Origin of the sequence: Streptomyces thermocarboxydovorans (assembly GCF_039524635.1) — a bacterium.
Lineage (GTDB): Bacteria > Actinomycetota > Actinomycetes > Streptomycetales > Streptomycetaceae > Streptomyces > Streptomyces thermocarboxydovorans.
In genome coordinates this window covers 26,214-39,455 of record NZ_BAAAGU010000001.1, presented here as the reverse complement: position 1 = coordinate 39,455, position 13,242 = coordinate 26,214, and the positions used below count along the sequence as shown (strand labels likewise).

Annotated in this window: 10 protein-coding genes and 2 pseudogenes; 6 read left to right on the top strand and 6 right to left on the bottom strand. The window is 73.3% G+C overall.

From position 1 onward, the window contains the following. Positions 1 to 97 precede the first annotated feature (97 nt). The gene (locus ABD198_RS00155) at positions 98 to 805 is read left to right on the top strand and encodes a glycoside hydrolase family 75 protein (protein ID WP_343997182.1); all 708 of its coding nucleotides are present in this window, start codon (positions 98 to 100) and stop codon (positions 803 to 805) included. 90 nt (positions 806 to 895) lie between these two features. Here ABD198_RS00155 and dhaM read toward each other — a convergent pair whose 3' ends face one another. The 3 genes from dhaM to dhaK are packed head-to-tail and all read right to left on the bottom strand — an operon-like array spanning position 896 to position 2,956. Beyond that, positions 896 to 1,306 (bottom strand): dihydroxyacetone kinase phosphoryl donor subunit DhaM, encoded by a 411-nt coding sequence (gene dhaM / locus ABD198_RS00150; RefSeq protein WP_343997181.1) that lies wholly within the window; start codon positions 1,304 to 1,306, stop codon positions 896 to 898. Next, the gene (dhaL, locus tag ABD198_RS00145; protein ID WP_343997179.1) at positions 1,299 to 1,907 is read right to left on the bottom strand and encodes a dihydroxyacetone kinase subunit DhaL; all 609 of its coding nucleotides are present in this window, start codon (positions 1,905 to 1,907) and stop codon (positions 1,299 to 1,301) included. Before dhaL ends, dhaM begins: the two co-directional genes overlap by 8 nt. A 56-nt stretch (positions 1,908 to 1,963) precedes the next feature. Next, a complete protein-coding gene (dhaK, locus tag ABD198_RS00140) occupies positions 1,964 to 2,956 on the bottom strand; it encodes a dihydroxyacetone kinase subunit DhaK (RefSeq protein WP_343997178.1) in 993 nt (330 codons plus the stop codon). 352 nt (positions 2,957 to 3,308) lie between these two features. Between dhaK and ABD198_RS00135 the strand changes: the two genes are divergently transcribed. After that, positions 3,309 to 3,746 carry an NfeD family protein gene (locus ABD198_RS00135; protein WP_343997177.1) on the top strand — a complete coding sequence of 146 codons (438 nt, stop codon included), beginning with the start codon at positions 3,309 to 3,311 and terminating at the stop codon, positions 3,744 to 3,746. Positions 3,747 to 3,775: 29 nt separating this feature from the next. Further along, a complete protein-coding gene (locus ABD198_RS00130) occupies positions 3,776 to 4,870 on the top strand; it encodes an SPFH domain-containing protein (protein ID WP_343997176.1) in 1,095 nt (364 codons plus the stop codon). Positions 4,871 to 4,951: 81 nt separating this feature from the next. On the opposite strand, the pseudogene ABD198_RS00125 reads toward ABD198_RS00130, so the two are convergent. Both ABD198_RS00125 and ABD198_RS00120 read right to left on the bottom strand, forming a co-directional pair. Beyond that, positions 4,952 to 5,260: pseudogene (locus ABD198_RS00125) on the bottom strand (hypothetical protein); the annotation flags it as partial. Between the two features lie 222 nt (positions 5,261 to 5,482). After that, positions 5,483 to 5,638: a hypothetical protein gene (locus ABD198_RS00120; protein ID WP_343997175.1), complete on the bottom strand. Its 156-nt coding sequence runs from the start codon at positions 5,636 to 5,638 to the stop codon at positions 5,483 to 5,485. Between the two features lie 505 nt (positions 5,639 to 6,143). On the opposite strand from ABD198_RS00120, the gene ABD198_RS00115 reads away from it, so the two are divergent. The 3 genes and pseudogenes from ABD198_RS00115 to ABD198_RS00105 form a co-directional block, all read left to right on the top strand. Next, a complete protein-coding gene (locus ABD198_RS00115) occupies positions 6,144 to 8,045 on the top strand; it encodes an NAD-binding protein (protein WP_343997335.1) in 1,902 nt (633 codons plus the stop codon). Positions 8,046 to 8,619: 574 nt separating this feature from the next. Beyond that, a complete protein-coding gene (gene putP / locus ABD198_RS00110; RefSeq protein ID WP_343997173.1) occupies positions 8,620 to 12,186 on the top strand; it encodes a sodium/proline symporter PutP in 3,567 nt (1,188 codons plus the stop codon). A gap of 104 nt (positions 12,187 to 12,290) precedes the next feature. Next, positions 12,291 to 12,749, top strand: a pseudogene (locus ABD198_RS00105) (ATP-binding cassette domain-containing protein); the annotation flags it as partial. 93 nt (positions 12,750 to 12,842) lie between these two features. On the opposite strand, the gene ABD198_RS00100 reads toward ABD198_RS00105, so the two are convergent. Continuing rightward, entirely contained in the window at positions 12,843 to 13,199 is a 357-nt protein-coding gene (locus ABD198_RS00100) for a hypothetical protein (protein WP_343997172.1), read from the bottom strand. Positions 13,200 to 13,242 lie beyond the last annotated feature (43 nt).

The following is a 13,242-nucleotide window of genomic DNA, read 5'->3' as shown; positions in this document are numbered from 1 at the left end:
GTGCTTCGTCCGGCCGTGTTGCGGTGGCCACGCCGCCGCTTCGGGATGAGATTGGCCCTGATTGCGCCGTCCTGTCCCCCAGCGAGAGGCCTTCCACGTGTCCCCCGTCCCGACGATCACCCTGGCCCTGGCCGGTGCCGCCGCCCTGCTCGCCCCCGCGGCCCTGCACAGCAGCCCCGCCACCGCATCCGAGTCCCGCACCGCGGCCGCAGCCGCGGCGGACGGTGTGACCGCCTCCGAGCTGCTGGCCGAGGTGCGCGACTGCACCCGGATCAGCACGGGCCTCTACCGCACCGACCAGGGCAAGGCCGCCACCGTCCCCGTGTGCGGAACCGATGAGGCGGTCTTCTGGAAGGCCGACATGGACATCGACTGCGACGGGCGCCCGGGCACCTACTGCAACGTCCGCACCGACCCGCACTTCTCGGCCGCCACCGCCTTCGCCCAGTCCGACGGACGCCCGCTCAGCTCGGAGCAGACGCCGTTCATCGTGGTGCCCGCGCCCAGCACCCTGTGGGACCACCGCGCCCACGGCGTCCGCGGCGGCTCCGTGGCGGCCGTGATCCACGGCGGCCGGGTGCAGTACGCCGTCGTCGGCGACACCGGGCCGACCGGCATCATCGGCGAGGCGTCCTACGCGACGGCGAAGGGCCTCGGTATCGACCCGCACCCCCAGCGCGGCGGGGTGCCAAGCGGGGTCACCTACATCGTGTTCAAGAACAGCCGGGTGAGCCCGATCGAGGACAGCGCCGCCGCGGAGGCGGCCGGCGAGCGGCTCGCTCAGGCCTTCGTCAGCGGCGACTGAGCTGCCGTCAACGACGAAGTGAGCTGCCGTCAGCGACGAGTGAGCCGTCGTCAACGACGGATGAGCCGCCCGTCCTTCGGCCGGCCCGGCTCACACCTTCCGGTAGGCGTACGCCTCCTGAGCCGCGGCCGCCACCGCATCGAGGTCGGCTCCGGTCGCCGCCGTCACCACCGCCGCCACCGCGCCCTCCACGAAGGGGGCGTCCACCAGGCGGGTGTTCTCGGGCAGTTCGTCCCCCTCGGCGAGCAGGGTCTTCACGGTGAGCACCGCGCTGCCCAGGTCGGTCAGCACGGCCACTCCCGCTCCCCGGTCGACGGAGGCGGCCGCCGCGCCGATCAGCTCGGCGCTGGTGCCGAGTTCACCGGACTCGGTGCCGCCCGCCGGTGCCACGGGCACGGCCGCGCCGGCGCCCGCGAGTCCCTTGGCCAGCTCCGCCACCGACGAAGCGACCTCGGCGCTGTGCGACACCAGCACGATCCCGACGAGCTTGTCGTCACTCACCGCCGGCCTCCGCGGTCTCGGCCAGGGCGGCGATCAGCAGCGCCGACGAGGTGGCCCCTGGATCCTGATGCCCGATGCTGCGTTCCCCCAGATAGCTCGCCCGGCCCTTGCGCGCCTGCAGCGGCGTGGTGGCGACGGCACCCTCCTCGGCGGCCCGGCGCGCCGCCGCGAAGGAGTCACCGAGCGCGTCCACCGCGGGCACCAGCGCGTCCACCATGGTCTTGTCACCCGGCGCCGCACCGCCCAGCTGCCGCACCGCGTCCACCGCGGCGCGCAGCGCGTCGGCCAGCTGCTCCTCGCTCACCTCGGCGGCGTCCCCGAGCGCCTTGCCGGTGCGGCGCAGCAGCGTCCCGTACAGCGGGCCCGAGGCGCCGCCCACCCTCGAGATCAGCAGACGCCCGGACTGGGTCAGCACCGCACCCGGCGTGGCGGGCGGCTCCTTCTCCAGCGCCTCGCGGACCGCGGCGAACCCGCGCTGGAGGTTGGTGCCGTGATCGGCGTCGCCGATGGGTGAGTCGAGCGCGGTGAGCCGTTCCGCCTCGCGGTCCACGGACGCGGCGGCCGCCAGCATCCAGCGGCGGAAGAAGTCGGCGTCGAGCACGGGTACTCCTCGCATGGTCGTTTGACGGTGATCCGGTCCGGTGCTCCGGACCCTGTTCACATGCCCCAGCGCAGCCCCGGCGTACTCACCGGCGCGTCCCACAGCCGCAGCAGTTCCTCGTCGACCTCGCACAGCGTGACCGAGGCGCCCGCCATGTCCAGGGAGGTGACGTAGTTGCCGACCAGGACCCGGGCGACCGGGACGCCCCGCTCGGAGAGCACCCGCTGCACCTCGGCGTTGAAGCCGTACAGCTCCAGCAGCGGCGTCGCACCCATGCCGTTGACCAGGACCAGCACCGGATTGCGCGGGGTGATGTCGTCCAGGATCGCCTGCACGGCCACCTCGGCGATCTCGCCCGAGGTCATCATCGGCCGCCGTTCCCGGCCGGGCTCGCCGTGGATGCCGATGCCCAGCTCCAGCTCGCCGGGCGGCAGCTCGAAAGTGGGGGTGCCCTTGGCGGGAGTGGTGCAGGCGCTCAGCGCCACACCGAAGCTGCGGGACTTCTCGTTCACCTGCCGGGCGAGCGCCTCCACCCGCTCCAGCGGCGCGCCCTCCTCCGCGGCGGCGCCCGCGATCTTCTCCACGAACAGCGTGGCGCCCGTGCCGCGCCGGCCCGCGGTGTAGAGGCTGTCGGTCACCGCCACGTCGTCGTTGACCAGCACCTTGGCCACCCGGATGCCCTCGTCCTCGGCGAGTTCCGCGGCCATGTCGAAGTTCAGCACGTCACCGGTGTAGTTCTTCACGATGAACAGCACCCCGGCTCCGCCGTCCACGGCCGCCGCCGCCCGCACCATCTGGTCGGGCACGGGGGAGGTGAACACCTCACCCGGACAGGCCGCCGACAGCATGCCCGGACCGACGAACCCGCCGTGCAGCGGCTCGTGCCCGGAGCCCCCGCCGGACACCAGCGCCACCTTCCCGGCCACCGGCGCGTCCCGCCGCACCACCACCCGGTTCTCCACGTCCACCGTCAGCTCCGGATGGGCCGCCGCCATCCCGCGCAGCGCGTCCGCCACCACGGTTTCCGGGACGTTGATGAGCATCTTCACGAGTACCTCCTGTGATCGACCGGGCGAGTCCTGAACCCCGCCTTCGCGGGGACCGGAGCTCAGGGGGCCGGTTCCCGGACGACGGCGACTGACACTGACGGCAGTATCTGCCCTGCGGCGGCCGAGGTCACGCAGCCGGTACGGCCTGCCGCGGCGGTACCCCTGAAACGGGGGCGCGGCATTCCGGGGACGAGGGGCCGCGGCCTTCCGCGGCCAGGACCACCGGCCCGGCGCGGGCGGTCTCCGGGCTCGGCCCGGCGGACGGCCGGCCTCCATGTGCTTCCGTCATCTGTCTGCCGTGCTGTCCGAGAGGTAGCTTGGGTGAGGAAGGCCCCTTAAGGAGGGCGATTCCATGCCGTGGATCTTCTGGCTGCTCGCCGCCGCGGCACTGGGTGCCGCGGAGTTCTTCACCCTCACGCTGGTCTTCGGGCTGCTGGCGGGCGCCGCGCTGGTGGCGGCCGTGGTCGCCGGTGTGGGTATCGGCCTTCTGGGGCAGCTTCTGGCCTTCATCGCGGCAGCGGCGGCCGGCCTGCTCGTCGTCCGCCCGGTCGCCCTGAGGCAGATGCGGCAGCAGCCCGTCTTCCGCGAGGGCAGCGACGCGCTGATCGGCCGGCGCGCCGAGGTCGTGCAGGAGGTCACCGCGACCCGCGGACTGATCAAGGTCGGCGGCGAGGAGTGGTCGGCCCGCGCATTCGACGAGAGCCTGGTGATCCCGGTGGGCGCGCTCGTGGACGTCATGGAGATCGACGGCGCCACCGCCGTCGTCTATCCCCGCGAACTCCTCCCGTGAACGGCTGAACACACAGCAACGGAGGCACTGTGGACCCGCTTGTCATCCTTCTTCTCGTGGCGGCCCTCGTGGTCGTGTTCCTCGTGGCCTCCACCGTGCGGATCGTGCCGCAGGCGCGCCGCTACAACATCGAGCGGTTCGGCCGCTACCGCCGCACGCTGCAACCCGGCCTGAACTTCGTGGTGCCGGTGGCGGACCGCGTCAACACCCGGCTCGACGTGCGCGAGCAGGTCTACTCGTCCGACCCGCGGCCGGTGATCACCGAGGACAACCTCGTGGTGAACATCGACACCGTGCTCTACTACCAGATCACCGACCCGCGGGCGGCGGCCTACGAGGTCGCCGACTACCTCCAGGCGATCGACCAGCTCACCGTGACCACCCTGCGCAACGTCATCGGCAGCATGGACCTGGAGGAGACGCTCACCTCCCGCGAGGAGATCAACTCCCGGCTGCGTGCCGTGCTCGACGACGCCACCGGCAAGTGGGGCATCCGGGTCAACCGGGTGGAGATCAAGGCCATCGACCCGCCCTCCACCATCAAGGAGGCCATGGAGAAGCAGATGCGGGCCGAACGCGACAAGCGCGCGGCCATCCTGCACGCCGAGGGCGAGCGCCAGGCCAAGATCCTCACCGCGGAGGGCACCAAACAGAAGGACATCCTGGAGGCCCAGGGAGCGCAGCAGGCCATGATCCTCCGGGCGGACGGCGAGGCCAAGGCGGTGGAGCTCGTCTTCCAGGCCGTCCACCGCAACAACGCCGACCCCAAGGTCCTCGCCTACAAGTACCTCGAGACGCTCCCGCACCTGGCGAGCAGCGACAACAACACCTTCTGGGTGATCCCCGGCGAGCTGACCGAGGCGGTGCGCACCGTCACCCGCGCCTTCGGCGAGCAGCCGGCCGACGAGGCCGCCCGCTCCGCACAGCGCGAGGAGCAGACCGAGGCCGAGGGCGCGGCCGACGACGGCGGCACACCGGCGCTCGAGGCGAGGCACGCCCCGATGCCGGCCGAGACAGCCGCGGCCGCCGACGAGGCCGTGAAACAGGCCGCGGCGGCGGTGAACGACGCCAAGGCGGAGGCCCAGGCCGCAGAGTCGCCCCGACGTGCGGCACCGGGCGGCTGAGCCCTCCCGGGCGGGGTCCGCAGCGGACGGCTGAGCCGGCGTCGGCACCGTAGCGGTCGTTCACCCCCGACCGGGGTCCGCTCAGGCCACCCGCCCGGCCTCCGGAGCGCCGTCGCGGTCGCCGCCGCCGTACGCGGACTTCACCTCGGCCCAGCGCGCCGCCTGCGCCCCGGTGAGGGTGCCGCGCAGCTCGGCCGGCTTGACCAGGTTCGCCTCCGCACCGGTCGTCAGGGTCTGCGCCTCGGCGGCGTAGTGGTCCTGGACGACGGTCGCCAGCTCGGAGTCGTCCATCGCCGGGCGGATGCGCTGGGCGATCCGGTTCATGGTGAGGTACGAGCCCTGCAGCCGGAACGGCGGCTCGGTCCGCGTGGCCTCGGACTGGGCGGCACTGCCGGACAGGGTGAGGCCCTGGGAGCCGAACTCCTCGACGCGGCGGGTGTTCAGCGCCTCGGCCGGCCGGGCGAGTTCGGCGGCCTGCGCGGTGATCCGGTCCCGCAGCAGTTCGTAGGTACCGGTGTCCAGGCCGGTGGTCATGGTGTCCCTCTCGAAGAGCGTCGTACGTGCTCCGGAGCCGCCGTCCCCTCGTGCGGCGGCTTTGGAGCACGAGCCGGGTCAGACCGTGGCGCTGCCGTTCAGCGAGCCGAGCGCGGAGTGGTCCTCACGCGGTGCGCCCGCCGTGTCGAGCAGCTCACCTCCCGGTGCGCCGGCCTCGCCGCCCTGGGCCCGCATCAGCTTTGCCAGCAGGGCGGAGACGGTCAGGTTCTGCACATCGGCTCGACGATCGTGACGAGCAGGACAGCGGCGGCGGTCACGCCGATGCCCACGGTGGTGGCATCCATGGGTAAACCTCGGAATCTGTCAGCAGGTGGCGCACGTGGCACAGGTGGCGTCTTCGGGCGGTGCCGACGCGATGCGTCATCGACGGATGGCGTCCGGGGGTTGGTCGCGTGGGTGGTGGCATTTCGCGGCGTCATGGACGTAGCGTTCGGGCGGATGATCGACGATCGAGTGTCGGTGATTGACGGTATGTCAGGAGACGGCAGCGGGACGGCAATCGGTCCTGACGAATGATGAACCGTCAGGCAAAGGGCGAGGAAACGGTTGTCGGACCACGGCGGACGGCCGGACTTCACGGAGTGGAAGGAGCACAGGTGCGCCGACAGGCACACGGCGTGGGGACGAGCCGTGAGGCGGCCCGGGACGGACGGAGGGCCGCCGGGTGAGGCGCGGATTCTTCCTCCCCGACCAGGGGCAGCAGCCGGACGCCGGTCACATGGTGGTGTTCGGTGAGGACGCCCTCGCCGAACGGCTCGCGGCCGAACTGCGCGAGCTCTACCGCATGCGGGTCACCGTCGTCGTCCCCTCCCTGCCCGGCGCCGACCGGGCGCACCCCACCGCCGGGCGGGCCCGTGCCTCCGCCCTGCTGGCGCGGATGCAGAGCATGATGAACCGCGCGGCCGGCTCCGGTACCACCCCGGAGGTCCGCGTGATGCAAGTGGCCGACCTGGACGAGGACACCCTGGCCGAGACCGGAGTGGAGCGGGCCGCCGCGCTCGCCCTGGTGCACAGCGACGACGAGACCAACATCCGCGGCGCCCTGGCCGCCCGCCGCCTCAACCCCCGGCTGCGGCTGGTGATCCGGCTCTACGACCGCAAGCTCGGCCAGCACCTCGCCGATCTGCTGGACCAGGCCGCGGCGGTCGCCTCGCCCGGACTGGACCCGGCCGCGCTGGACACCTCCAGCACCGTCCTGTCGGACGCCGACACCGCGGCGCCCGCGCTGGTGGCCACCGCGGTCGCCGGCACCAGCAAGATCGTCCAGGCGGACGGCCTGCTGCTGCGGGCCGTGGAGCGCACGCCGCCGAGGCCCGGCGAGGTCGCCGACCCCGGTCTGTGCACCCTCGCCCTGCTCTCCTCCACCGCCAGCGACCCGGCCGGCTCCGAGGGCTCCGACGCCAGCGGCGCCGAGGGGCCCCTGCTGCTGCCCGACGACGACACGGTGGCCGCCGCCGACCGGCGCGGCACCGTGGTCCTGGAGGCCGTCACCCACGACGGGCCCGCGCCGACGGGGCGGCTCAGCGGACGCGGCCTGCCGATCGGCTCCTTCTTCTCCCGGCGGCTGCGCTGGTCCCTGGCCGGCCTCCTGCTCGTCGTACTGACCCTGGCGGTGGTCTCCTGGCTGACCACCGGCGACCACCCACTGCACGCCGCCTACCTCACCCTGCTCGACCTCCTCGCCATGAGCGACCCGGCCACCGGAGCCCCGACCGCCCGCCAGCTCCTGCAACTGCTCACCGGCGTCGCCGGACTGCTCCTGATGCCGGTGCTGCTGGCCGCCGTCCTGGAAGGGCTCGGCACCTTCCGCACCGCCTCCGCCCTCCGCCGTCCGCCGCGCGGGCTGTCCGGGCATGTCGTCCTGCTCGGCCTGGGCAAGATCGGCACCCGGGTCCTCGCCCGGCTGTGCGAGCTCGGCATCCCCGTCGTCTGCGTCGAGGAGGATCCGGAGGCCCGCGGTATCCCGCTGGCCCGCCGTGAGCGGGTGCCCACCGTCATCGGGGACGTCACTCAGGAAGGCGTCCTGGAGGCGGCCAAGATCCACCGGGCGCGGGCGCTGCTCGCCGTCACCAGCAGCGACACCACCAACCTGGAGGCGGTGCTCTACGCCCGTTCGGTGCAGCCCGGCCTGCGGGTGTCGCTGCGCCTGTACGACGACGCCTTCGCCACCGCCGTCTACCGCACCCTGCGCGCCGCCCACCCCGGGGCGCTCACCCGCAGCCGCAGCGTCTCCACCCTGGCCGCGCCCGCCTTCGCCGGGGCGATGATGGGCCGCCGCATCCTGGGCGCCATCCCGGTCGAACGGCGCGTGCTGGTCTTCGCCGCCCTGGAGGTCTCGGACACCCCGCAGCTGGCGGGCCGCACCATCGCCGAGACGTTCCGCCCCGGCTCCTGGCGCGTCCTGGCCCTCGACCCGGCCGACCCCGACGAACGCCGCGCCGACCTCGCCGCCACCCCGGCCGACGACGACGCCGACAACACCGGCGGCCTCATCTGGAACCCACACCCCGGCTATGTCCTGCACGCCCAGGACCGCGTCCTGATAGCCGCCACCCGCCAGGGCCTGGCCGAACTCCTCGGCACGGCCCCACACACCCGATCGGCCACGCCGGGCTCGTAGCCGCCGCGCTTCACCACCCTCGGGCCCCTGACTCGGCGGCCCGGCGGCACGCATTGCGCGGGCGATCGCTGCCGCACGCACGGCGCGGCGGACCCGCTGTCGCGGCGGACCGCTGCCGCGGGCGGGCGCTGCCGCGGCCCCGAGTCTTCGGCCTTCCAGCGCTCGGGCCGCTTCCGGAGGCCCGCTGTCGCCGTCTATCCGCCTATCCGCCCGGGACCGCTGCCGCCCGCGCATGGCTCCGCCGTGTCCCGCTGCCGCCGCCCCCCTCCGTCCGCCGCAGCCCGCTGCCGCCACCCCGGTCCATCCGCCGCAGCCCGCTGGCGCCTGCCAAGCGCTCCGCCATGGCCCGTTCCCACTGCACCCGCCCGCCGACTGGCCGGTCCGCCGCAGGCCCCAGACACACCGCCCACATCCGCGTCGCGCGGCGTAGCGCGCCGCAGGCGCGGGGGAGCGCACAGATGTGCTCAGCACGCGAAACACTCGCCTGCAATCTGTACATTTGTCGCCAAGGCGTGACGCTGTCGGGCGGCCGGCTGCCGCCACGCTGAACGCGACCCTCGCGGGCGAGGACCATATGTTCGAGTTGAGCGCGCCCATCGTGACCACGTTCGTCCTGTACGCGGTCGCCTTGGTCGCCACAGGTGTCTGGGCGTACACCCGCACGCGCCGCTTCACCGACTTCGCGCTCGGCGGGCGCAAGCTCCGCCCGCTCGTCGCCGGTCTGTCCGCCGGGGCCAGCGACATGTCCGGCTGGCTGTTCCTGGCCCTCCCCGGAGCCGTCTACGCGGCCGGCATCGGGTACGTGTGGATCGCCGTCGGACTGGCCATCGGCACCTACCTGAACTGGCTGATCGTCGCGCCACGGCTGCGCACCTACACGGAGCACGCCGAGGACGCCGTGAGCCTTTCGGCGTATCTGGAGGAGCGGTTCGAGGACCGCACCCGGATGCTCCGGCTGGTCTCCGCGGCGGTCACGCTGGTCTTCTTCACCGTCTACGTCGGCTCCGGCCTGGTGGCGGGCGGATTGCTGTTCGAGACGATCTTCGATCTGCCCTTCGAGGCGGGCGCCACGCTGACGGCTCTGCTGATCGTCGTCTACTCCGGCCTGGGCGGCTTTCTCGCGGTGAGCATGACCCACGTCATGCAGGCCGCGCTGATGTTCCTCGCGCTCGTCGTGGTCCCCGCGGTCGCCCTCGCCTCCCTGGGCGGCTTCACCTCCCTGGGCGACATCCTGGACAGCAAGAACCGGGGCCTGCGCGAGCCCGGCAACCTGGTGATCTACGAGGGCGGCGAGTGGATGTCCAGCGGGAGCCTCGGCGCCGTGGCGATCGTGTCGCTGCTCGCCTGGGGGCTCGGCTACTTCGGCCAGCCGCACATCCTGGCCCGCTTCATGGGCATCCGCAGCAGCCAGGACGTCCCCGCCGCCCGCCGGATCGGCACCGGCTGGGTGATCGTCGTCCTCGTGGGCGCCACCATCGTGGGCCTCGCCGGCATCGGGGAGATCGGCACACCCCTGTCCGACCCCGAGACCGTCTACATCGCGCTGACGCATGCCCTGCTCGACCCCTGGGTCGCCGGGATCATGCTGATCGCCGTCCTCGCCGCCATCATCTCCACCGCGGACAGCCAGCTGCTCGTGTCGTCCGTCGCCCTCACCGAGGACTTCTACCGGGCGTTCCTCAACCGGCGCGCCTCCGACACCGCGCTGGTGTGGATCGGGCGCGCCGCCGTCGTCGCGGTGATCGCGGTGGCCCTGGCGATCGCGCTGCGCGGCGACGGGATCCTCAGCATCGTCGCCTACGCCTGGGCCGGGTTCGGCGCCGCCTTCGGGCCGGTCGTCGTGCTGTCCCTCTACTGGCCGCGCATGACCTGGGCGGGCGCGATCGCCGGGATAGTGGCCGGTGCCACCACGGTGCTGACCTGGAAGTGGATCAACCCGCTGCTCGGGCCGCTGGAGTCCGGCATCTACGAGATGGTGCCGGGGGTGCTGATGGCCACCGGCGCCGCCCTGCTCTTCGGCCGGTACGTGGGCCGGCCGCCGAAACGTGCCTTCTGGCAGATGCCGGGCGGTGGCCAGCTGATGGTCACCCCGTTCCTCACCCACGCCCCGGTGGGCATGGCCGTCCTCGACACCGACCTGCGCTACGTCTGGGTGAACGAGCCGCTGGACCGCACGATCCCCCGCGAGCAGCGGCTCGGCCGGGCGGTGCGGGAGGTGCTGCCGCCGGAGGAGGCCGAGCCCTTCGAGGAACGGATGCGCACGGTCCTGCGCACCGGCGAACCGGTGATGGACTACGAGTTCCGCAGCACCGAGAACAGCCCCGGCCCCGGGCGGGCGCTCTCGGTGTCGTTCTTCGGGATGAAGGACCGCCGCGGCCGCACTGTCGGCATCCTGTACATGGTCCTCGACGTCACCGAGCGCCGACGCGCCCAGGAACGTCTGGCCCTGCTCAACGACGCCGGCGCCCGCATCGGCAGCACCCTGGACGTCACCCGGACCGCCCAGGAACTGGCCGAGGTCGCCGTGCCGCGCATGGCTGACTTCGTCGCCGTCGACCTGCTGGACTCCGTGATGCGCGGCGAGGAGCCCGCCCCCGGCCCGGTCGGCCTGGCCCCGGTCATCCGCCGGGCGGGGCAGCAGTCGGTGCGCCCGGGCTGCCCCGAGGCGAGCCTGGAGGTGGGGGAGGCGGTCTGGCGGGCCCCCTCCTCGCCGGTGACCCTGTGCCTGCGGGAGAGCAGAACCCTGGTGGAGCGCACCCTGGACCGCTCCGTCAGCCCGTGGGTGACCGAGGACGAGTCGCTGGGCGCCTCCATCCTGCGCTCCGACTTCCGCTCGCTGATGGTGGTCCCGCTGCGGGCGCGCGGCGTCACCCTGGGCGTCGCCACCTTCGCCCGCTACGCGCGCCTCGGCCCCTTCGGCGACGACGATGTGCGGCTCGCCGAGGAGATCGTCTCCCGCGCCGCGCTCTGCGTCGACAACGCCCGCCGCTACACCCGGGAGCGCACCGCCGCCCGCGCCATGCAGCGCGCTCTGCTGCCGCAGGCGCTGGCGGGCGGCTCCGCCCTGCAGGTCGCCTCCTGGTACCAGCCGGCCGACGCGCCCAGCGGGGTCGGCGGCGACTGGTTCGACGTGATCCCGCTGTCCGGCGCCCGGGTCGCCCTGGTGGTCGGCGACGTCGTCGGCCACGGCATGAACGCCGCCGCCACCATGGGCCGGCTGCGCACCGCGGTACGCACCCTCGCCAACCTGGACCTCTCCCCGGACGAACTCCTCGCCCACCTCGACGACCTGGTCATCGGCCTGATGCACCCCGACGGCGACCGGGAACAGACGGCCACCGAGGAGATCGCCACCGGCGCCGCCTTCCTCGGCGCCACCTGCCTGTACGCCGTGTACGACCCGGTCAGCGGCCGGTGCACCCTGGCGCGGGCCGGGCACCTGCCACCGGTGGTCGTCGGCGCCGACGGACGCCCCGAGGTCCTGGACCTGCCGGCCGGTCCGCCGCTCGGCCTCGGCTACCTGCCCTTCGAGTCCGCCGAGGTGGAGCTGGCCGAGGGCAGCCTCATCGCCTTCTACACCGACGGCCTGGTGGAGACCTTCGACCGCGACATCGACGCCGGGATCGCCCGCCTCGGCGAGGCGCTCGCCGTGCCCCGCCCCACCCTGGAGGAGATCGGCCGCGGCGTCGTCGACGCACTGCTGCCTGCGCCGCCGCCCGACGACGCCGCGCTGCTGCTCGCCCGCACCCGCGTCCTGACACCCGATCAGGTCGTCTCCTGGGAACTGCCCGACGACCCGGCCGGGGTCGCCGACGCCCGCAACGCCGCCGTGCGGCAGCTGGCGGACTGGGGCCTGGACCATCTGGCGTTCACCACGGAACTCATCGTCAGCGAACTGGTCACCAACGCCATCCGGCACGCGGCCATGCCGGGCTCGCTGCGCCTGATCCGCGACCGCAGCCTGATCGTCGAGGTGTCCGACGCCAGCAGCACCTCACCCCGGCTGCGGCACGCACGCACCACCGACGAGGGAGGGCGCGGCCTGCTCATCGTGGCCCAGCTCTCCCGCCGCTGGGGCACCCGGTACACCTCGACCGGCAAGGTCATCTGGGCGGAGCAGAGCCTGACGCCGGAGGTGTAGCCCGCAGGGCGGGCTCGCCGAACGTCCGTACGCGGCACGGAAGTTGACGAATCGCACACCTGGGATGTCCTGATATCCGCAGTCCACGGTAAATGCCTGGACTGTCGGCAGCCGCCGCCCATGTCACCGAGTTCGCCGACCAGCTCCCCGACGGCTTCGCCACCCTGGTGGGGGAGCGGGGCGTGAAGCTCTCCGGCGGCCAGCGCCAACGCGTGGCCCTCGCCCGGGCGGTGCTGCGCGACGCCCCGATCCTGCTGCTCGACGAGGCGACCAGTGCGCTGGACTCGGAGAGCGAGATCCTGGTACAGGACGCCCTGTGGCGGCTGATGGAGGGGCGCACCGCGCTCGTCGTCGCCCACCGGCTGAGCACCGTCGCCGGCATGGACCGCCTGGTCGTCCTGGACCGCGGCAAGGTCGTCGAACAGGGCCCCCACGAGGAACTCCTCGCCGCGCACGGCACCTACGCCCGGCTGTGGCAGCACCAGTCCGGCGGCTTCCTCGGCGAGAACGCCGACCCCGAACCGGAGGACGTCGTCGACCGGGAGCCCGATCTCACCGGGTGAGGGCACCTGTAACCGTGTGAGGCAACCGGTCTCACCGTGTGAGGCGACCGGGCGCCGGCGGGCAGGGGAGCGGCAGGACCGACGCCCCGGCTCCTAGTACTTGTCGCCCTCCTCCTCATCGCGGTCCCTGCCGTCGTCATCGTCATCGTCCTCTTCCTCGTCGTCATAGGGGTCGTCGTCGGCGTACCCGGCGCTCTGCTCCGGCAGGGCGCCGCCGGTCCTCGACGGCTCCGGCAGGGCGCCGCCCGACTCGGACGGCGTCGGCTCGGCCGGCGGGGAGGGCGCGGCGGCCGCCGGCGGCGAGCTGGGCGCGGCGGGCGTCTCCTGCCCCGGCCCCTGAGCCGGCGGGGCGGTGGACGAGGCGGCCCCGCCCGCCTGTTGCCTCTCCTCACCGACGACGGGGAAGCCGTCGGTGAGCTTCGCCATGCCCAGCAGGACCCCGAGGAGCACGCATCCCGCCGCGGCCGCCGTGGCGCCGGTGGCCCAGCAATCG